Raw genomic sequence first — 18,962 nt, forward strand, 5'->3', positions numbered from 1 at the left:
CAGTTTCATAGGGCAACCCTTCGAGCTCATCCATTGGCCTTGCGGTCAATCCAGGAAGAGGTTGAGCGCACGAAGGAGAATCAACCATTCGGAGGATGATGTTCATTGAGTAAAGTTCACTTTTCGGTTCAGGTCCGATTGGTTTCGGATTTAGAGAGATCCAAACGCTATTATGCGGATGTGCTCGGCTGTGACGTGTCGGACGTTTGGGCGGTAAGGGATGATTTTGCCCTCGGCTTCAAATTGATTCAGGCGGCAAAGGCAGAGGATGTCCGTCCCAACCCTTCCGGGGACAACAAGATGGTTCCATGGGACACTTACGCATATGTCGAAACGCATGAAGAACTGGATCAATTGTATGAGCATTTCAAAGCTAGAGGAGCGCAGTTCATTCAGGAGCCTGTGCTGGAACATCAGGATTGGGGGGACTGGAAAGACTTCGTGCTGATCGATCCGGATCGGTATGCGATTGCTTTCGGATCAGGCAAAAAGGGGTCATAGTGCCGAAATGACAGCTGTTCCCGGTAAGGGGGCAGCCATTTTTCTATATTGGAGGAAAATTATGAATACGCAGCAGGTGCTGCACCGTTTGACACAGCTTTTTATTACCGAGCTTGGAGCACCGTTGACCGGCTTATATCTGCACGGTTCACTGGCGATGGGGTGTTACCGTGAAGACCGGAGCGATATTGATCTCCTGGCGGTCATTGAAGAGAAGCCGGGGCCGGAGGTTTGGACTCGGCTTGCCCGAGGCCTTCTTGAGCTTCACGGTCTGATGCCGGGGCACCGCGGGATGGAAGTCAGCGTCATCCTCAGGCAGTACGCCGGGGAGCCGCTGCACCCAACACCGTTTGAATTCCATTATTCGGAGGCTCACCGGGAGCGGTATGAATCTGATGCGCAATATGTGTGCGGCGGTTATGAAGACCCTGATCTTGCGGCCCATATGATGGTCATTTACCACCGTGGGATAACGCTGTATGGGGAGCCCGCACCGTCCGTGTTCAGGCCGGAGAAAGAGATGTACATCCGGTCGATCTGGTCCGATGTGGAGCATGCCGTGGAGCAGATCGCCGAGGCGCCGGTATATTACACGCTTAATCTGTGCAGAATTTTGCGATTTTTGCGGGAAGGCGAAGTGTCCTCCAAAAAGGAAGGCGGCGAATGGGGGCTCGAGTCCCTTCCGCCTGCGTATGAGCCGCTCCTGCGCCAGTGTCTTCTTCAGTATGGAGGACAGACGGATGAAGTGAGCGTGGAACCTCGGATGCTTCAGGCTTTTGCCCGGGATATGCTGAACGAGATTAAGCAGCGGATAACGGAGGAGGGGATTCGTCCCTGATGATCCGATCGTGGGCACATTTTACGCACTTGTTCCTATCATCCATTTCAATTCGTTATTGATAGATTCATAAGCTTTCTTGCAGGCCGGGTTCAATGAATACTGGACGGAACGTGGAAGTAATGGTTAAATTTTCATATGAATGGTTCACACCCCGCTGCCGGAGGAATGACGATGAAGCGATTTTTGATCGGGCAATACGGCTCGTTTGACGAGCAGAAGATGGAGCGCGATTTCAGAGACGAATTTTACGGAATAGAGGCCTGTCTGTTTGAAAATGAAGCGGACACGCAGAAGCTCTTGAGCGCCTCCAGGGCGCGGGACTTTCGCATCGGTGTACATTTTCCCCTTCGTGCGGGGAAGGCGCTGCTTCGGGACGCCCTGTTTCTGGATGCGAACGAGCTTACCCGTGATGAAGCGCTCCGGCTGATCCGGGATGAGCTCGACTATTTAAGGAACGTACGGCCGGATTACGTGTTGTTCCATTATCCGAAGCCCGTCATCCTGGATGACCGGGTGAACTGGGACAAATGGCATTTTTCCGACAGAACGGAGTATGTCTATGATAGCGATTATTCGCTTGAATTGTTTACGGAGCGCAGCGATCACCTTTTTGCCTGGCTTAGCGCCGCTTCCCGAGATTACGGCTTCACGCCGGTTTTGGAATTCGATGCGCTGAATTCTTATATTTACGAGCATGACGTGCTGGAAGCGCTGCTGAAGAAGTACCCGGACATCCGGCTGTGCCTGGATACGGGAAGGCTGTTTTTGCAGCAGAACGTGGATCCTTCCTTTCAGGCCCTGCCGGTCATCCGCAAATATGCGAAGTATGCAGACGTTATCCACCTGTGGAATCTTCAGTACACGAAATCGTCCGTCAAGCTGCGCTACCCGGTGCTGCCGGAACAGCGCCCGGAGGACGGCTGGGCCCCGATCGGAGATTATTTAACTGTTATCCGCGAGGAAAACCCGCAGGTCAAAATTCAGTTCGAGCACCGCTCCGACCTGGTCAGCCATGAGGATCTGCAGCGCTGTTATGAATGGGTAGACGAATGTTTGCGCAGCACCAATCCCAGCTGATGATGACTGGAAGCTTGAAAGGGGAGGAGCCGATGAACAGACCCCAGCTTATTTTGGATGTCGCCGGTGTCATTGCAACGAACCTCTCGCCTGGATTTTGGGAAGAGGCTGCTGCCATGGCCGGAAGCACGACCTATCGTCAGTTAAAAGACAGCTTCAGCCGGGAAATTCGCGAGTCGTTCTGGACAGGCGGCATCACCATTAAGCAGTTTAGGGACTGGCTCGCCGGGCATGTACCAGATCTGAGCATGGAACGGCTTAGCGCGCTGGCGATGAAGTATTTGCAACCCCTCCCCGCTTTGGGGCGTATTGCCACATGGAGCAGGGACGCGGATATCCACCTGCTGAGCAACCACCGGGAGGAATGGCTGAGCGGGCTGCTGGCACCGGTCAAGGAGCAGGTGAAGAGCCTTACCATATCCAGCAGAGCAGGGTATTGCAAGCCGGATCCCCGCATTTATCAGCTCGTAGGCGAGCAGCTCGGCGATGGGGGAGGACCCTGCATTTATGTGGACGATCAGGAGAAAAATTTGATCCCTGCCAGGGCATTGGGCTGGCATACGGTGATCGCGGATCCCGAAGGCCGCTGGATGGAGGAAGTTTCGCAGCTGCTGAAGCAGCAGTGATAAGGAAAGGGTGAGCGGCGTGTCGAACGATTTTTATTGCGACGAGGTACTAAATGGCAAAACGCAGGTTAACCGCGTTTATGAGACGGATCGGGTGCTCGCTTATCATCATACGCGCCCTTATTATGAGCATCATGTTGTGGTGATCCCGAAGCTTCATATAGGATCGCTGATATCCGCGGAAGCGGAGAATACCGAGCAACTGCTGATCGAAGTTTTAAGGGTAATTAAGAAGGTCGCCTCAGACATGGTGTTGCAGACGGGAGCAGCCAAGGTCGTCACTAACTTAGGAGACTACCAGGAATCCAAACATATGCATTGGCATGTTGTGAGCGGCCAAACGATACGATGAAAGGAAGCGTAAAATGATGGAACAATGGTCTTACAAGACGGTGAAGTATAAAACAGGCGGCTTTTTGGGCGGCAAGGTGGACGAGGAGGAATTTGAGGATTTGCTGAACAGCTATGGCTACGAGGGCTGGGAGCTGGTATCGTGCTTTGACACGAGCGTATCCCAGGGACAGTCAAGGGACGTCATCGCCATTTTCAAACGGAAAGTATAATGCTTGAATTAAACCCTGACGCACAGGGTTTTTTCTTTCTTGAAGGAGCGAAGGCTGGCGTAGCAATATGAACACTAGGCACAAGGAGCGGAGAGTACATATGGATCAACGGATCATTGAAGAGGCAAAGCAGCTGGCGGTCGCCGCAGCCAAGGAAGCGGGAGCCATCGCGAAGGACTATTTTGACAAGCTGGAAAAGGTTGACCAAAAAGGGGATAACGGCGACTTCGTCACGGTGGTGGACCATTTGGCCGAGGAGCGGATCCTTGAGCATATCCGCAGCAAATTCCCGGATCACCGGATCCGGGCCGAGGAATCGGGGGATCATGGTCGGCGCAGCGACTGGCTGTGGCTGGTAGACCCTTTGGACGGAACGAACAACTATGCGATCGGCCTGCCTGCGTTCTCCTGCTCGATTACGCTGATGCACCAAGGGCAGCCGGTCGTGGCCGTGGTTTACGAACCGATGATTGACCGGCTGTTCGTGTCCACCCGAAACGGTGGAGCTACCTGCAATGGGCAGCCCGTAACGAACGGGCCTGCACCGGCGTTCAATAAAGCAACGGTCGCCTGGATCCAGGGGCATGTGGTAGGCAGCGATGACCGAGCCATTCGGCTTAGAAACCACGTTGACCTGCATACGAAGCGGATGATGCGGCTGTGGGCGCCGACTTTGCAGTGGTGCATGCTGGCGAGAGGGAACATCGATGCCATCATTCTGTATAACTCCGAAGGGGAGGACCTCTACTCCGGCGTTCTGATCGCGAAGGAAGCGGGGATGCTGGTCATGGACTTTGAAGGAAAACCATTTGACGCCATGACGGAAGAGCCTTACCTGATCGCTTGTCATCCGGAGCTCCGGGATTACTTTTTGAATATGGTAGCGGAAGGATTAGGCGCCCGATAATAGCTTGCCGCAGCGGCAGTTAGCAGCCCTAGGTGACGCATACTGAACCGGCGGCAGAAGGGAGTGGGCAATGGTTTATTTTATCATGGGAATCGTCGTGTTTCTTGCCGGGGGGCTGATCGCAACCTGGGTGTTTGGCCCCTGGGGGACCGTTCTGACCCTTCTGATTATGGTCGGCCTGCTGAGCTATTTGTACGGCATGGTGGAAGACTTGAGGGCAAGGGTAAGCTTTTTGGAGAGGAAGCTGGGCGTGTCGGAAGAGGATGATTACCAGATGAGCGACGAGGACATTGAGGCGGAGCTCGAACGGGAGCTGGATGCGGAACCCGGCCGTGCGGAAGAAGCGGAAAAGGGGCGCAATCCTACTAAGAGGGAGGAATAACGGGCATGCGACTGATGGGAATGATGCTGCTCGGAGCAGGATTGCTGCTTGTCGGGCTCGGCGGTTTTGAAAAAGTATTGATTTATGCAGCGCACGCCCAAAATATTAACGATGTGCATACACTAAAGGATTTAACGCCGGATTATATTTGGAATATCACCAATATTACGCTGGTTGGCGGTATCGTGATTGCCGTCCTGGGTTTATTCCTGTTTTTGTATAGACGGATTGCCTCTGACATTCAGCAGCAAAATCGGGAATTTGAAGATAGAATAAGCCCAGACCAACCATAAAAAGGAGTTGAACGGATGGACCAACCGCTTACGATCAAGATCGATGAAGTATCGTTTCAGCTGAAAGAGCCGCATCCGCTGGAGTGGCTGTCCGCTTGGGGCAAGGTGTTTGCGGTGTTTGACAAGCAGGACTCCGGCAACCTTTCGTTTGGCGTGGAAAAGGACGGAGTCAGACGGTTTATCAAGTACGCCGGAGCGGCTACCACGGAGTTCGAGGGCGAACCGGCGGACGCCATCCTGCGTTTGAAGCAGGCTGTTCAAGTTTACGAAGATTTAGATCACCCCAGCTTGGTGCGGATGCTGAGCCATTTTGAAGCCGGACCCGGCTATGCCGCCGTATTCGAATGGTTTGACGGGGAGTCGCTGCATCCTCATTGGACATTTCCGCCTCCAGCCAAATATGAAGACCCGAGGTCCCCGTTTTATCGATACCGCAGGCTGCCGCTGGAGAAGCGGCTGGCGTCCTACAGAGCTATTCTTGATTTTCATGTCCACGTTGAGGAAAAAGGGTACATAGCGGTTGATTTCTATGACGGAAGCGTTCTTTACGATTTTGCCACTGACACGACGAAAATCTGCGATATCGACCTGTACCAGAAAGGCCCTTTTGAGAACCGGATGGGCAGGCTGTGGGGATCGTCCCGCTTTATGTCCCCCGAGGAGTTTGAATACGGCGCTGCGATTGACGGCATCACTAATGTGTATAATATGGGGGCGACAGCCTTTTTCATCTTTGGCGGGGAGATGGACCGCTCCTATGACCAATGGGATGCCGGCAGGTCTCTGTATGACATTGCGCTGAAGGCGGTTCATGCCGATCGGGCCGGGCGGTATGCTTCTGTGGCCGACTTCGCGTCTGCCTGGGATAAGGCTCTCCAAGAGCTAGATGGCAGATGAGTCCCGGAGTGAATCGCCCATTCGTTTTGGTTTGGGTCACGGACATGGACGCAAGCAGGCGTTTTTGGCGGCATGGTACAATAGGAAAGACAAACCTGCCGAGTGATGCCTTGCATGAAGTTTGAAAATTGAAGGCACACTGACGCCGTTTATATCACTTTACTGAAAGAAGGGTACATCTTGTCGTACGAATGGATTTTGTTTGATGCGGATGAAACGCTGTTCGATTTTAAAATGTCGGAGAGCCACGCGCTGAACCAGCTGCTCACCAGCTGCAGCCTGGACGCGAATGATACGGAAATAACGGGCTGCTATAAAAGGATCAATGAGGAGCTCTGGCGCGAATTTGAACAGGGACAGATCAGCTCGGCGGAGCTCCGGGTCGAGCGCTTTCGCCGATTCGGCCGCGAGCAGGGGCTGAGCGACGACGCCGAGGAATTGAGCAGACGTTACCTGGGATCGCTCGCCGAAGGCGCGTTTATTTTGGCGGGTGCGCTGGATATCTGCCTCTATCTTAAGGAGCACGGTTACAAAATGGCCATCATCACGAACGGCATTAAAGAGGTGCAGTTCGGACGGATCGGCCGCTCCGACCTGAAGGACTTTTTCGAGGCGGTCATCGTTTCCGAGGATACGGGATTCCAGAAGCCGCAGGCGGGCATTTTCGAGCATGCCTTCCGGGTGATTCAGGAGGAACGCAAGGAAAAAATGCTGATGGTCGGCGATTCCCTCACCTCGGACATTCAGGGCGGCAACAATATCGGCATCGACACGTGCTGGTACAACCCGAACCGCCTGCCCAACGAAACCGCCATCGTCCCGACTTATGAGATCCACGATCTGGCGGAGATCAAGGACATTTTGGAGAAGAAGGGTTGACTGGGCTTGCCGGCTCCTTCATTCACGAAAGCGCTTGAAGAATTTACAACAATTTGACTCGGCTGTAACGAATTTGTGACGATTTGGCCCCGGCTGTGGCTTACAATAAAGTTACATCACAGAGCCCTCTCGCAGCGTTTGAAAACAATCCCGCAGGGTAATGGTTGATATGGATAGAAATCATGATTCCATAAAGGAGATATTTTCAAATGAAAAAAAAGATGACCGTATTCGCTTCCCTGATGATCGTTTTTCTGCTGGGGCTGGTTGTGACGTCAACGAGTGCAGTCGGGTCTGATAACGAATATAAGCCGGTTCCGCAAACCGAGGACACGGTGACGGCGATGCTGTCCACCATCGGGAACAAGAACGGCCACCTCTACGTGACGGTGGATCCGATCGAATGGTACGAGGGCGCGGCGGCAGACAAGAAGTTCCTTGAACGGGAGCCGGATGCCGAAGAGCTGGGCGGCGCTCCTGACGGGTATTACATCGTCAACGACGATGAGACGCTGGAGACGTACGAAATCGCTCCGGATGCTGAAGTGCTGATGCAGCTGTATGATCATGACGGAACCTATGAAGGAATGAACATTCAGTGGAACGAACCGGTCAGCCTGAACAAGTTTTTGGCGATTTACCATAACGACAAGCTGCTGGACATCCGCTCTTTTCCGTTTCATTTGACGGTGAAGGACGGCAAAGTCGTCAAAGTGGTGCAGCAGTATATTCCATAATAATTTGTGTGATAAAAAGAAAATCCAGTGCCCTCGACGGCACTGGATTTTTTCCTTTATAAAAAAGGCGGGTTGGCGCGCATCTAGGCACGAGTGAGCGACAGGGCTCACTTACAGATGCGTTCCGCCGCTGGCGTCCAGCAGCTGGCCCGTGATCCATCGGCTGTCGTCCGATGCCAGGAAGGCGGCGATATCGGCGACATCTTCCGGCTGTCCCCACCGCTTGAAGATCGAGAAGTTCGCGCCAAACTCGCGGCCTTCCGGCGTCTGCAGCGTCTCGGCATTCATCTCGGTCTCCACGAATCCCGGCATGATCGCGTTGATCGTAATGCCGCGGGAGCCAAGCTGAGTCGAGAGGTTCAGGGTCAGCGTATTGATGGCCCCTTTGGACATGCTGTAGGCGGGAATCACCGGCAGCGAGATCCGGGTCGTCGCGGAGGAGATGTTGATGATCCGCCCGCCGTCCCGCAGCCGCGGCAGTGCTTGCTGAATGACGAAAAACGGTGCCTTGACGTTCACGTTCATCACCTCATCGAAGGCTTCCTCCGTTGTCGCCTCAATGGGAAGGGAAAGTCCGATGCCCGCATTGTTCACAAGAATGTCCAGGCCGGGGCCGCCTGTTTGATTCTGCAGAAGGCCGTCCAGGGCTTCATACATCTCCGGGATGCCGCGAACGGATCTGAAGTCCGCCCCGAGGAGCAGCGCCGTTCCGCCCTGCTGCTCGATCTCGCGGGCGACCGCCTCGGCGGCGGAGCGGTTTTGTCCATAATGGAGAACCACCAGCGCTCCTTCGGCGGCCAGGCGCAGCGCAATGGCCCGGCCGATGCCGCGGCTCGCTCCGGTAATCAGTGCTGTTTTTCCAGTCAATCTATTCATGTATTGTCAACTCCTCATCGGTTTAACAGGCTGTGGCCTGCTTGAGACATTTATAGCATGAGACGGATTTTGAGATGTTGCTCTCCCATTCGGGCATATGCCCGTCTCAACCGATGAACATAAATAAGGCATCAGCCGGGTATACAAACCGGTTGATGCCTTTCGATGATTTGCGCACGACTAAAAAATGCCCATGCTCAGATACCGTTCTCCGGTATCCGGCGCAATGCACAGCACCCGTTTGCCGGGTCCCAGACGACGGGCTACCTGCAGCGCGGTCCAGACGGAAGCGCCTGAGGAGGGGCCGACCAGGATGCCTTCTTCGGCGGCAAGCCTGCGCGTCGTTCCGATGGCGTCTTCGTCGCTGACCTGAAAAATTTCGTCGTAGACGTCCGTGTTCAGGATCGGCGGGATGAATCCGGGGCTGGTGCCCACCAGCTTATGCGGTCCCGGCTGGCCGCCGGATAGCACGGGAGAGCCTTTCGGCTCGGCGACATAGATGCCGATGCCGGGGAGTCTCTCCTTCAGCACTTCGCCCGTGCCGGTAATGGTTCCGCCGGTGCCCGCCGTTGCGACGAAGGCATCCAGCCGCCCTTCCATCTGCTCAAGAATTTCCAGCGCCGTCGTGCGGCGGTGGATATCCGGGTTGGCCCGGTTCTCGAACTGCTGGGGAATGAAGCTGCCTACAATTTCCCGTTGCAGCTCCTGCGCCTTGCGGATAGCACCAGGCATCCGCTCCGCTGCCGGCGTCAGCACCACTTCGGCTCCATACGCCTTCAGCAGATTGATCCGCTCCTTGGTCATGTTGTCGGGCATCACCATAATAGCGCGGTATCCTTTGGCCGCCGCGTTCATCGCCAGCCCGATGCCGGTGTTGCCGCTCGTCGGCTCGATAATGGTCGAGCCCGGCTTGAGCAGGCCGTCCTGCTCCGCCTGCGCGATCAAATTATAAGCGGCCCGGTCCTTGACGCTTCCGCTAGGGTTGAAGTATTCGAGCTTCACGTACACGTCGGCATCCTGTTCTCCCGCCAAACGGCGGAGCTTGACCGCCGGGGTATCGCCGATGAGCTCGGTAATATTTTGCACAACTTTCGGTCCAGTCATGGGGTCCATCTCCTTGTCAGTTCATCAGCCGGTTCACAGCTTCTAAGCTTTCCGTTCATTATAGAACTTCGGCAGGGAGATCACAACGTAGAGGCAGCGGAAGGAGATACCGGCGAGGGCAGCGTGAAAGGCTTTATGGCCGGCTTAAAGAACGCTTTTGTCCCTTGCTTTGGCTGCCGCGGACGCTTTGGATATTTTCGCGGGCAGGACAAAGAACAGCAGCTGCATCAATGCGAAAATCAGCAGGGCGATTCCTTCCTCCGCCAGCAAATATAAGGGGTGCGGACCGAGAAAGTCCAGAATCGAAGCGGTCGGCGGCTTGTGCATGAGAAACATGTAGTTGGACCCCAGCATCCAGTTGATGACGCCAACTCCAAGTGCAAGAACGTTCAGAAAAATCATTGTCCAGCCGATAGATCTCCAGGTGGGCTGAAGCTTTTCGACCCAGGTCATGTACAGGGATGCCAGAATGATAAGCATATGGGCAGCGAAAAATTGAAAGAACCGGAAATGAGGGTAGGCAAAATCCAGGCTTGGGGTGATGAGGGCCTGAAGGGCACCGCCGATCCCGGCGAAGAACAGGATTTGATAGAGGAAGCCGCTGCGGACGGCCAGCATGACGACCGAGAGCAGCAGCGTAATGCTGCACAGCTCGAGCGGCAGCGTGGACTTGATGTTCCAGTAGCCTTCTGTTATGTTCCATATGTCGAGTGCGATTTCGGAGGCGATCAGACAGGCGATGATCAAGTAACGGACCATCTGCCTGGCCGGCATGCTGTCCTGAAGGCGGATTCTGCCCAGGAACATCAGGATGCAGGCGAGCACGAAGACCGTCAGCGCAGCAAGGTGCGGGCCGGAAAACATGACGAACGAATGGCTCATACATTCATGCTCCTTTGCTACTAAAGATCGTAAAGCTGACGCATATCTCTTATCATATCCACTTTCTGGAATATCGCAAGATCTGAAGGACGCCTCCTTCAATCGGGTATAGGTATGATAAGCGGATTTATACTTGGAAAATTATTGTTGGTCAATACTATGGATGGAGTCGATGGCTATGGATGAGACGATAACCCCCGCCGAGCGGGTTCGAATCGGACTTTCCGGCTGGGGGGATCATGACGACATTTACGAAAAGGGAACCAAGGCGGGGGAGAAGCTGGGGATGTACGGCAACGTGTTCCCCATCGTGGAGATGGACAACTCCTTCTATGCGACTCCCTCGCCGGAGCGTATGGAGAAATGGGCTGCCCAAACGCCGGATTCCTTCGGTTTTGTGGTGAAAGCTTATCAGGGAATGACCGGACACGCCCGGGGGAAAAGCCCTTATCCCGATTCCAGGACGATGTTTCAAGCGTTCCGGGAGTCTGCGGAGGTGCTGCGCCAGGCCGGCAAGCTGAGCGCCGTGCTGTTTCAGTATCCGCCGTGGTTTGACTGTGAGCGCAAGCATGTGGACATTCTGCGCCGGACCCGCGAGTGGATGGACGGATTTCCGCTGGCGTTGGAATTCCGCCATCAGAGCTGGTTTGCCGGGGAGATGAGGGAGAAGACGCTGGCCTTTATGAAGGAAGAAGGATGGATTCATACCGTCTGCGACGAGCCTCAGGCCGGAGAGGGATCGGTGCCGCTCGTTCTGGAGGCGACCCGTGAAGACGTGTCGCTTGTGCGGCTGCATGGCCGCAATGCGGCAGGATGGCATTCCAGCGGTCAGCCCAATTGGCGGGAGGTCCGGTATTTGTACAGGTACAGCGACAAGGAGCTTGAGGAATGGAAGGAGCATATCGGGAAGCTGCTGGAGAAAACCCGGGAATGCTGGATCATTTTTAACAACAATTCGGGCGGAGATGCGGCGGACAATGCAATTCAGCTGATGGACAAGCTCGGCATGAAGACCCCGGAGAAGCCTCCGGGACAGCTGTCGCTTTTTGGCGAAGGAGAGCTGTAAATATTGTCATATACGAGAATGGGTGACAAACTTAATCCATCTGTTTTTTAGATGATAACTATATTAAATGGTTATTTCAGGTCTGGCTCCGAATTGTTTATAATAGAAATTGAGCCGCTTACATTTTCGTGAAATGGCTTACATTACATTGCATTGATTGTTCAGATTTCCGTCCAAATATAGATTGAACAATGAAGCGGTTTATTCATTCTATATGACTATTAAAAAATCAAGGCGGAGGTATCACGTTAACGATGATAACCAATAAGAGAGACGAGCAAGCGCAGGGGGCTTGGGAATCGTATTACGGGCCCAATCTGGGGTACGTCCAGGAACAGTACGAACGTTATGTAAATGATCCGGAATCGGTGGACGAAACGTACCGTAAAGTGTTCCAGCTGTGGGGAGCGCCGCCGATGGCGTCTGCCGAGCTGGAGCCGGCTGCGGCACCGAAATCCGTCGCTTTGGATGGCAACCTGCTGAAGAAGGGCGTTGACGCAGGCAAGCTGGTGTGGAACATCCGCACTTATGGACACCTGGCGGCAGACATTGATCCGCTGGGCATTCTCACCAAAGCCGACACACGGGTGCTTGAGCCAGAGCAGTACGGGCTGAGCCAATCCGACCTGGAAGCATTTCCGGCTTCATTGATCTGGGACGGAGCTCCCGATAACGTGAGAACTGGCTGGGAAGCCATCCAGAAACTGCGTCAAACATATACAGGCACGATTGCTTATGAATTCAGCCACGTCCATGAAGTGGAGGAGCGCGTATGGCTTAACCGCCAGGTCGAGAACCAGTCTGTGGTTCCTTTGAACGCAGAGCAGAAAAAGGCGCTGCTGGAAAGACTGGTGGAAGTAGATCAATTCGAAGAGTTCCTTCACAAAACTTTTGTCGGGCAGAAGCGCTTCTCCATCGAAGGAACCGACACGATGGTTCCGATGCTGGATGAGCTTGTCCGCCACATGGTGGACGAAGGCGCAGAGCATATTTTGATGGGCATGGCCCACAGGGGCCGTCTGAACGTGCTGGCTCACGTGCTCGGCAAGCCTTACGATAAAATTTTCGCGGAATTCCATCACTCTCCGAACAAGAAGCTGTTCCCTTCAGAAGGATCGATGGGCATCAATTTCGGCTGGACTGGAGACGTGAAATACCATCTTGGCGCGAACCGTACCGTTGAGGGAGCGAGCGACGTCAAAGCGAAGATCACGCTCGCGAACAACCCGAGCCATCTGGAGTACGTTAATCCGGTCGTCGAGGGCTTTGCCCGCGCCGCCCAGGAGGACCGCACCGAGCCGGGATATCCGCAGCAGGACGTAAACAAAGCCGCGACGGTGATCATTCATGGGGATTCCGCATTCCCGGGCGAAGGCATCGTGGCCGAGACCTTGAACTTCAACAAGCTGCCGGGCTTCCAGAACGGCGGAACGATTCATATTATTGCGAACAACAACATCGGCTTTACGACGGAGAGTAAAGACTCCCGTTCGACGCATTACGCAAGCGACCTGGCGAAAGGTTATGAAATTCCGATCGTTCACGTGAACGCCGACGATCCCGAAGCGTGCATCAACGCGATGCGCCTGGCCGGCGAATACCGCAACAAGTTCAAGAAGGACTTCCTGATTGACTTGGTCGGCTACCGCCGCTACGGCCACAACGAAACGGACGATCCGGATACGACCCAGCCGCTCGTATACCAGAAAGTGAAGACTCATCCGCGGGTTGCCGCCATTTATGCGGATATCCTGATCAAGGAAGGCGTGATCAGCAAGGAAGAATCCGCGCAGATCATCCAGCAGGTTCAGGAGCGCCTGAAGGCAGCATACGATCGGATTAAGGACAAGGAACAGGATCCGGCCAACTCGCATCACCAGACACCAGCCGAAGAGCGGATCGCCAAGATCAAGACGGCCGTGCCGATTGGCAAGCTGCGCAAGATCAATAAGGATCTGCTGAGCCGTCCGGATGACTTCAACGTCTATCCTAAGCTGCAGCGTATTCTGGAGCGGCGGGAAACTGCGCTGAACGAAGGGGAAAAGGTGGATTGGGGTCTTGCAGAGACGCTGGCTTTCGCCTCGATCGTCGCAGACGGCAAGCCGATCCGGCTGACCGGTCAGGACGCCGAGCGGGCCACTTTTGCACACCGCAACTTGGTGCTGCATGATACGAAGAACGGCTCGACTTACTGCCCGATTCATCATCTGCCGGACGCCAAGGCATCCTTTGCAATTTACAACAGCCCACTGTCCGAAGCAGCGGTGCTCGGATTCGAATACGGCTACAACGTGTACTCGCCGGAGACCTTGGTCATTTGGGAAGCCCAGTACGGTGACTTCTCCAACGTGGCACAGGTGATCACCGACCAGTTCATTTCGGCCGGCCGCTCTAAATGGGGACAGAAATCGAGCCTTGTGATGCTCCTGCCTCACGGCTACGAAGGAGCCGGACCGGAGCACTCCAGTGCCCGTCTGGAACGGTTCCTGCAGCTCGGCGGGGAAGAGAACTTTACCGTAGCGAACGTTACGACGGCAGCCCAGTACTTCCACTTGCTGCGCCGTCAAGCGGCAATGACCGAAAGCGAAGATGCGCGTCCGCTGATCTTGATGTCGCCGAAGAGCCTGATCCGGAATGCCCGCGTGGCTTCCAGCCCGGCCGAATTCGCCGAAGGCTCCTTCAAGCCTGTGCTGGAACAGCCAGGTCTGGGCGGACGTCCGGAGCGCGTAGAGCGCATCATCCTGTGCAGCGGGAAGATTGCCGTTGAACTGGAGGAGGCGCTGGAGAAGAGCGGCGAGGCGAACGAATGGCTGCACATCCTCCGTGTGGAGCAGCTGTATCCGTTCCCTGAGAAGGAAGTCGCCGGCATTCTGGCCCGCTTTACGAACGTGAAGGAAATTTTGTGGGTACAGGAAGAGCCTGAGAACATGGGAGCATGGCGCTACATCGAGTCCAAGCTCCGCAAGGTGGCGCCGAAGGATACGCCGGTGAACTACAACGGCCGTCCGGAACGCTCCAGTACGGCGAGCGGCTTCCAACAAGTACACGCCTTCGAGCAGCAGCAAATCGTTGCGGCAGCATTGAATCAAAAATCCATTAAGCATAACATCACTCTGGGGAGGTAGCGGCAGTGAGCGATATTACAGTACCGGCAATGGGAGAATCCATCACAGAAGGAACGATTTTTAAATGGCATGTGGAGGAAGGCCAGGCAGTTAGCCAAGGCGACGTCCTCCTCGAACTTGAAACGGATAAGGTCAATTTGGAAATCAGTGCCGAGGAAGACGGCGTGGTGGAGAAAATTCTGAGAAAAGACGGGGATACGGTTCAAATCGGTGAAGTGATCGGACGTATGGGCACCGGCGGCGACGCCAAACCGGCATCCGCACCGGCAGCGAAGGAAGAGGCGCCGCAGGCTCAGCAGCCTTCTGCACCAGCAGCGGCACCAGCCCAACCGGCAGCAGCAGCCGAGCCTGCACGTTCCGGCGAAGGCGAAGGTTACCTTGCCGCGTCGCCGGCCGCACGCAAGCTGGCCCGCGAGCAGGGCATCGACCTGGATCAGGTATCGAGCCGTGATCCGAAAGGCCGCATTTATCCGGACAACGTGAAGAACCATTCAGAAGCTCCGGCAGCGCCTAAGGCTGCTGCACCGGCGCCGCAGGCAGCCGCTCCAGCAGCAGTATCCCAGCCGGGCAAACCGGCGGAACGCACACGCATGTCCCGACGCCGCGCGACGATCGCCAAACGCCTGGTGGAAGCACAAAGAACGGCCGCCATGCTGACAACCTTTAACGAGGTGGACATGACGGCGATCATGGACATCCGCAAGCGCCGCAAAGATGCTTTCAAAGAGAAGCATGAGATTGGCCTCGGCTTCATGTCCTTCTTCACCAAAGCGGTGGTGGGTGCGCTGAAGAAGTTCCCTCACCTGAACGCGGAGATTGACGGGGAAGACATTATCGTGAAGAAATACTACGATATCGGTATCGCCGTATCGGCCAAAGAAGGCCTCGTCGTGCCTGTCGTCCGTGATGCCGACCGCCTCAGCTTTGCCGACATCGAAAGAGAGATCGCCACGCTGGCCGGTAAGGCGCGCAGCAATACGCTGGCGCTGTCCGAGCTCCAAGGCGGAACGTTCACGATCACGAACGGCGGAACCTTCGGTTCCCTGCTGTCCACGCCGATCCTGAACGCACCACAGGTTGGTATCCTGGGCATGCACAACATCCAGCTTCGCCCTGTGGCCATCGACGCCGAGCGGATGGAGAACCGACCAATGATGTATATCGCCCTGTCCTATGACCACCGGATCGTCGACGGCGCTGATGCCGTACGCTTCCTGGTGACGATCAAAGAGATGCTGGAAGATCCGGAATCTCTGCTGCTCGAAGGTTAATATCATATTTTACCAGAACGTATACAACGAAACGGACTGCCTGCAGGCAGTCCGTTTTTTCGTGCGTGTGAGGAGAGGCACGCCTGTCCATGACCCGCCGGTGGGAAAATTGGCTGAAGACGCAGGGTGACCAACACAAATAAAGCAGAAGCACCCTCTGGGGCACCCCTGCTGTAATATCCAATACGCTCAAGGTATACTTTTGGAAAATATGTTCAGATTCCCCCGAAGGCATGGTACTATCAAAATACGCGCCCCGCGGTCTTCTATGTTAACAGGACAATGGATGGATCGATGTATTGTTGAGGCGTTCGAGCTTGCGGATAATTTCCTTCTGCCACCGGGTGTCTTGCAGCTGCTTCGCCAGGTTTAAAAGGTCAAGATAATCGTCAACCCGCAAGGAAGCGTATTTTTGATCAGGGGCTTTCACCATGGTCGTCGACTCCTTATGATATGTTAATGAATGATGACTCGAGATCATTGTATCACACATTCATTCTCAATGATAATCTTTCTCACTAATTTTTATGAAAAAATTGTTGAATTCGATTCAGAGGAGGAGACCTGCCGATGAACAAACCGTTGAAATGGCTGGAGTGGGCCAAACAGATTCAAGCCGTTGCCCAGACAGGATTGGCATACTCGCGGGACGTATATGACCTGGAACGCTTTGAACAGCTTCGGGCGCTGAGCGTAGAGATTATGCGGGAGTACACCAATGTTGAGACCGAACTGCTGACGGCACTTTTTGCCGGGGAAGACGGATACGCCACACCGAAGGTGGATGTGCGAGGGGTGATTTTTCAGGAAAATCAAATTTTGCTTGTCCGCGAAAAGGCCGAAAGGGAATGGTCGCTGCCAGGCGGTTGGGCGGATATCGGGCTGTCGCCTTCCGAAATTGCCGTGAAGGAAGTACGGGAGGAGTCCGGATTTGTGGTTACACCGACCCGGCTCCTGGCCGTGCTCGACAACCTGAAGCATAATCCGCCGGGCCCGTATCATGTGTATAAAATATTCATCGCCTGCGAAATCACAGGCGGCGAAGCGGCTGAGGGAGTAGAGACGAGTGGCGTTCAGTTTTTTGCAGAGGACGACCTTCCCGCCCTTTCGCAAATCCGTAATACGGATGAGCAGATCAGGCTGATGTTTGAATTGAAGCGGAATCCGGAGAAGGCCCCCGTCTGGGATTAAACATAGCACAAAGACAGGAAAGGATTACATATGCTGCAGACGTTTGTGACTACAGTGTATCAGGTGTTCCTCCCGATATCGCTGCCGGTAATCGGCGGGGCGCTGATCAAGCATTTTAAGCCGATCGATACCAAGCCGATCTCCACGCTGTCCCTGTACCTGCTGAGTCCCGCTCTTATTTTCGAAACGCTGATTGGGGCCGACATCAGCTACGGTGAGATTACGGATACGGTTCTGTTCACGGTCCTTAATATGCTGCTGTTGTGGGGGATTGCTGTAGGGATTGGAAAAGCGTGGTCGCTCCCGGCCGCCGAACGGTCAGGCCTCACGCTGACGGCGCTGTTTACGAACTGCGTCAATTATGGTCTGCCGCTGGTGCTGCTGGCCTTTGGGCAAGCGGGGCTGGATAAGGCATCAGTGTACGTTATTCTGCAGATCATCATCGTCAATACGCTGGGCGTGTATTTTGCCGCACGTTCGCAGTTTTCCGTAAAGCAGGCGGCGCTCTCGATCTTCAAATTGCCGTCGATCTACGCGGCTGTGCTTGCCGTGATTTGCCGGACAGTGCATGTGGAGCTGCCGCAGGAGCTGAATCAAGGAATATCGATGATTTCGGGCGCGTATTCCTCGGTGGCTCTGTTTATTTTGGGGGCGCAGATGGTCAGTGTCAGGAGCGGGAAGACAGCTTATACGGCAGCGATGAACAAAGCTTTCTACGCCGGTCTGGCGATGCGCCTGGTGATCTCGCCGGTGGCGTCCGCGCTGCTCTTATACCTGCTCGGTATTCAGGGCGTATTGTTTAACGTTATGCTGGTGCTCAGTTCCATGCCGGCTGCAGTGAACGCGGTCATATTGGCCGAGCAGTTTGATGCGGCACCCAAAGTTGTGACCCGGTGCATATTATGGACGACGCTCGCTTCCTTTGTATTGCTGCCGCTGATGATCGGATGGCTGGGTTGATGGGGCAGAAAGTATGCGTTAGTATTACGCTACGGCCGCTTGCGGTATTTTAAAATGCAGCCGATCATAATCAGCATCAGTACCAGCGACAGCGTATTGGTGATCAGAAACGGAATGCCGACACCGCCCTGCGCGATATGAACGGCATAGACCTCCATCAGGCCGATGCCGGCTACGAGCGAGCCGAACGTTTTCAGGCTCAGATCCGCAACCGATTTGGTCCGGATGACCTGAATAATTTGTGGAATCCAGCCGAACGCCAAAATAAATCCGCCGATGAGCTGCATGACTGCATAAATCATGGCTAACGCCTCCCTTTATGAGGCTATTATATGCCCGGCGGGCTCGTGTCCGTGAATGGACCGGGACAGGTCTGGTACAATAAAGAGTAGGATGGATGAATGAAAGGATGACAACATGCTGACGATAACGGAATACGAAGCGGAGAAGATCAAGGACCCGTTCCGCATTTTGCAGGGAACCCGCTATGAATTCAAGCTCGACATCGAGGTGCCTGATGACGATGAGCTTTATACGGAGAATGGACTATATGTCCGGGTCATTTACAAGGTCGACGAAGACCAATCCGCGATCGTGAAATACGAAATTTATGAAAAAACGACGGGGCAGTACCTCGATTTTGAACTGGAGGATGACGAAGTGGAGCTGCTCGAAAACTTCTGCCGGGACCATCTGGACGAGGTCGACGAATAACTCTGCGAACCTCCGCAACTTGGAGTGGAGTGATCACATCATCCGTTGCCGGGTACATTACATATAGGAT

General features: G+C 54.6%; 23 protein-coding genes. 18 read left to right on the top strand and 5 right to left on the bottom strand.

Annotated features, from left to right (window positions below; all coding sequences use genetic code 11):
- Positions 1-105 precede the first annotated feature (105 nt).
- From KI379_RS02195 to KI379_RS02250, 12 genes are all read left to right on the top strand, one after another.
- Positions 106-501 (top strand): VOC family protein, encoded by a 396-nt coding sequence (locus tag KI379_RS02195; RefSeq protein WP_145136401.1) that lies wholly within the window; start codon positions 106-108, stop codon positions 499-501.
- A 61-nt stretch (positions 502-562) separates the two neighbouring features.
- Positions 563-1,339: an aminoglycoside adenylyltransferase domain-containing protein gene (locus KI379_RS02200; RefSeq protein ID WP_212982662.1), complete on the top strand. Its 777-nt coding sequence runs from the start codon at positions 563-565 to the stop codon at positions 1,337-1,339.
- A 174-nt stretch (positions 1,340-1,513) separates the two neighbouring features.
- On the top strand, positions 1,514-2,419 hold the full coding sequence (locus tag KI379_RS02205) for a sugar phosphate isomerase/epimerase (protein ID WP_212982663.1): 906 nt from the start codon (positions 1,514-1,516) through the stop codon (positions 2,417-2,419).
- 32 nt (positions 2,420-2,451) lie between these two features.
- The gene (locus tag KI379_RS02210; RefSeq protein WP_212982664.1) at positions 2,452-3,045 is read left to right on the top strand and encodes an HAD family hydrolase; all 594 of its coding nucleotides are present in this window, start codon (positions 2,452-2,454) and stop codon (positions 3,043-3,045) included.
- A 19-nt stretch (positions 3,046-3,064) separates the two neighbouring features.
- The gene (locus KI379_RS02215; protein WP_076173495.1) at positions 3,065-3,397 is read left to right on the top strand and encodes an HIT domain-containing protein; all 333 of its coding nucleotides are present in this window, start codon (positions 3,065-3,067) and stop codon (positions 3,395-3,397) included.
- A gap of 16 nt (positions 3,398-3,413) precedes the next feature.
- Positions 3,414-3,608 (top strand): DUF4177 domain-containing protein, encoded by a 195-nt coding sequence (locus KI379_RS02220; protein WP_076173494.1) that lies wholly within the window; start codon positions 3,414-3,416, stop codon positions 3,606-3,608.
- Positions 3,609-3,708: 100 nt separating this feature from the next.
- Complete coding sequence (locus KI379_RS02225) at positions 3,709-4,515, top strand: inositol monophosphatase family protein (protein ID WP_212982665.1); 807 nt, start codon at positions 3,709-3,711, stop codon at positions 4,513-4,515.
- Between the two features lie 70 nt (positions 4,516-4,585).
- Entirely contained in the window at positions 4,586-4,897 is a 312-nt protein-coding gene (locus KI379_RS02230; RefSeq protein WP_212982666.1) for a hypothetical protein, read from the top strand.
- 5 nt (positions 4,898-4,902) lie between these two features.
- Positions 4,903-5,190 carry a hypothetical protein gene (locus KI379_RS02235; RefSeq protein ID WP_212982667.1) on the top strand — a complete coding sequence of 96 codons (288 nt, stop codon included), beginning with the start codon at positions 4,903-4,905 and terminating at the stop codon, positions 5,188-5,190.
- 15 nt (positions 5,191-5,205) lie between these two features.
- Entirely contained in the window at positions 5,206-6,087 is an 882-nt protein-coding gene (locus KI379_RS02240; protein ID WP_212982668.1) for a serine/threonine protein kinase, read from the top strand.
- A 180-nt stretch (positions 6,088-6,267) separates the two neighbouring features.
- Positions 6,268-6,966 carry a YjjG family noncanonical pyrimidine nucleotidase gene (locus tag KI379_RS02245; RefSeq protein WP_212982669.1) on the top strand — a complete coding sequence of 233 codons (699 nt, stop codon included), beginning with the start codon at positions 6,268-6,270 and terminating at the stop codon, positions 6,964-6,966.
- 209 nt (positions 6,967-7,175) lie between these two features.
- On the top strand, positions 7,176-7,703 hold the full coding sequence (locus KI379_RS02250; protein WP_089545691.1) for a hypothetical protein: 528 nt from the start codon (positions 7,176-7,178) through the stop codon (positions 7,701-7,703).
- A 111-nt stretch (positions 7,704-7,814) separates the two neighbouring features.
- On the opposite strand, the gene KI379_RS02255 is transcribed toward KI379_RS02250, so the two are convergent.
- From KI379_RS02255 to KI379_RS02265, 3 genes are all read right to left on the bottom strand, one after another.
- On the bottom strand, positions 7,815-8,579 hold the full coding sequence (locus tag KI379_RS02255) for an SDR family oxidoreductase (protein WP_076173268.1): 765 nt from the start codon (positions 8,577-8,579) through the stop codon (positions 7,815-7,817).
- Positions 8,580-8,759: 180 nt separating this feature from the next.
- Positions 8,760-9,683, bottom strand: a complete 924-nt coding sequence (cysK, locus tag KI379_RS02260) for a cysteine synthase A (protein ID WP_089545693.1) — start codon at positions 9,681-9,683, stop codon at positions 8,760-8,762.
- 144 nt (positions 9,684-9,827) lie between these two features.
- Positions 9,828-10,565: a YwaF family protein gene (locus KI379_RS02265; RefSeq protein ID WP_212982670.1), complete on the bottom strand. Its 738-nt coding sequence runs from the start codon at positions 10,563-10,565 to the stop codon at positions 9,828-9,830.
- A 178-nt stretch (positions 10,566-10,743) separates the two neighbouring features.
- Here KI379_RS02265 and KI379_RS02270 point away from each other — a divergent pair, with 178 nt between their 5' ends.
- The 3 genes from KI379_RS02270 to odhB all read left to right on the top strand — a co-directional run bounded on the left by KI379_RS02270 (position 10,744) and on the right by odhB (position 16,027).
- Positions 10,744-11,631, top strand: a complete 888-nt coding sequence (locus KI379_RS02270) for a DUF72 domain-containing protein (RefSeq protein ID WP_212982671.1) — start codon at positions 10,744-10,746, stop codon at positions 11,629-11,631.
- Between the two features lie 254 nt (positions 11,632-11,885).
- Positions 11,886-14,756, top strand: coding sequence for a 2-oxoglutarate dehydrogenase E1 component (locus tag KI379_RS02275; protein WP_212982672.1), 2,871 nt, complete (start codon positions 11,886-11,888; stop codon positions 14,754-14,756).
- A 5-nt stretch (positions 14,757-14,761) separates the two neighbouring features.
- A complete protein-coding gene (gene odhB / locus KI379_RS02280) occupies positions 14,762-16,027 on the top strand; it encodes a 2-oxoglutarate dehydrogenase complex dihydrolipoyllysine-residue succinyltransferase (protein WP_212982673.1) in 1,266 nt (421 codons plus the stop codon).
- Between the two features lie 271 nt (positions 16,028-16,298).
- Here the strand turns inward: odhB and KI379_RS02285 are convergent, their stop codons facing one another.
- A complete protein-coding gene (locus KI379_RS02285; protein ID WP_163878816.1) occupies positions 16,299-16,460 on the bottom strand; it encodes a hypothetical protein in 162 nt (53 codons plus the stop codon).
- 137 nt (positions 16,461-16,597) lie between these two features.
- Here KI379_RS02285 and KI379_RS02290 point away from each other — a divergent pair, with 137 nt between their 5' ends.
- Entirely contained in the window at positions 16,598-17,218 is a 621-nt protein-coding gene (locus tag KI379_RS02290; RefSeq protein ID WP_212982674.1) for an NUDIX hydrolase, read from the top strand.
- 30 nt (positions 17,219-17,248) lie between these two features.
- On the top strand, positions 17,249-18,178 hold the full coding sequence (locus KI379_RS02295; protein WP_212982675.1) for an AEC family transporter: 930 nt from the start codon (positions 17,249-17,251) through the stop codon (positions 18,176-18,178).
- A gap of 29 nt (positions 18,179-18,207) precedes the next feature.
- On the opposite strand, the gene KI379_RS02300 is transcribed toward KI379_RS02295, so the two are convergent.
- Entirely contained in the window at positions 18,208-18,480 is a 273-nt protein-coding gene (locus KI379_RS02300) for a SemiSWEET family sugar transporter (protein WP_076173260.1), read from the bottom strand.
- A 115-nt stretch (positions 18,481-18,595) separates the two neighbouring features.
- Between KI379_RS02300 and KI379_RS02305 the strand changes: the two genes are divergently transcribed.
- On the top strand, positions 18,596-18,892 hold the full coding sequence (locus KI379_RS02305) for a DUF6509 family protein (RefSeq protein WP_212982676.1): 297 nt from the start codon (positions 18,596-18,598) through the stop codon (positions 18,890-18,892).
- Positions 18,893-18,962 lie beyond the last annotated feature (70 nt).

This window comes from Paenibacillus cineris (assembly GCF_018333335.1).
Classification (GTDB): domain Bacteria; phylum Bacillota; class Bacilli; order Paenibacillales; family Paenibacillaceae; genus Paenibacillus_AQ; species Paenibacillus_AQ favisporus.

Bases quoted from the DNA above. Each gene is read 5' to 3' on its own strand.
- KI379_RS02200 (WP_212982662.1), top strand. From the start codon at position 563: ATGAATACGCAGCAGGTGCTGCACCGTTTGACACAGCTTTTTATTACC.
- KI379_RS02235 (WP_212982667.1), top strand. From the start codon at position 4,903: ATGCGACTGATGGGAATGATGCTGCTCGGAGCAGGATTGCTGCTTGTC.
- KI379_RS02275 (WP_212982672.1), top strand. From the start codon at position 11,886: ATGATAACCAATAAGAGAGACGAGCAAGCGCAGGGGGCTTGGGAATCG.
- KI379_RS02285 (WP_163878816.1), bottom strand. From the start codon at position 16,460: ATGGTGAAAGCCCCTGATCAAAAATACGCTTCCTTGCGGGTTGACGAT.
- cysK (WP_089545693.1), bottom strand. From the start codon at position 9,683: ATGACTGGACCGAAAGTTGTGCAAAATATTACCGAGCTCATCGGCGAT.
- KI379_RS02205 (WP_212982663.1), top strand. From the start codon at position 1,514: ATGAAGCGATTTTTGATCGGGCAATACGGCTCGTTTGACGAGCAGAAG.
- KI379_RS02305 (WP_212982676.1), top strand. From the start codon at position 18,596: ATGCTGACGATAACGGAATACGAAGCGGAGAAGATCAAGGACCCGTTC.
- KI379_RS02265 (WP_212982670.1), bottom strand. From the start codon at position 10,565: ATGAGCCATTCGTTCGTCATGTTTTCCGGCCCGCACCTTGCTGCGCTG.
- KI379_RS02290 (WP_212982674.1), top strand. From the start codon at position 16,598: ATGAACAAACCGTTGAAATGGCTGGAGTGGGCCAAACAGATTCAAGCC.
- KI379_RS02220 (WP_076173494.1), top strand. From the start codon at position 3,414: ATGGAACAATGGTCTTACAAGACGGTGAAGTATAAAACAGGCGGCTTT.
- KI379_RS02295 (WP_212982675.1), top strand. From the start codon at position 17,249: ATGCTGCAGACGTTTGTGACTACAGTGTATCAGGTGTTCCTCCCGATA.
- KI379_RS02225 (WP_212982665.1), top strand. From the start codon at position 3,709: ATGGATCAACGGATCATTGAAGAGGCAAAGCAGCTGGCGGTCGCCGCA.
- KI379_RS02270 (WP_212982671.1), top strand. From the start codon at position 10,744: ATGGATGAGACGATAACCCCCGCCGAGCGGGTTCGAATCGGACTTTCC.
- KI379_RS02255 (WP_076173268.1), bottom strand. From the start codon at position 8,579: ATGAATAGATTGACTGGAAAAACAGCACTGATTACCGGAGCGAGCCGC.
- KI379_RS02240 (WP_212982668.1), top strand. From the start codon at position 5,206: ATGGACCAACCGCTTACGATCAAGATCGATGAAGTATCGTTTCAGCTG.
- KI379_RS02210 (WP_212982664.1), top strand. From the start codon at position 2,452: ATGAACAGACCCCAGCTTATTTTGGATGTCGCCGGTGTCATTGCAACG.
- KI379_RS02230 (WP_212982666.1), top strand. From the start codon at position 4,586: ATGGTTTATTTTATCATGGGAATCGTCGTGTTTCTTGCCGGGGGGCTG.
- KI379_RS02300 (WP_076173260.1), bottom strand. From the start codon at position 18,480: ATGATTTATGCAGTCATGCAGCTCATCGGCGGATTTATTTTGGCGTTC.
- KI379_RS02250 (WP_089545691.1), top strand. From the start codon at position 7,176: ATGAAAAAAAAGATGACCGTATTCGCTTCCCTGATGATCGTTTTTCTG.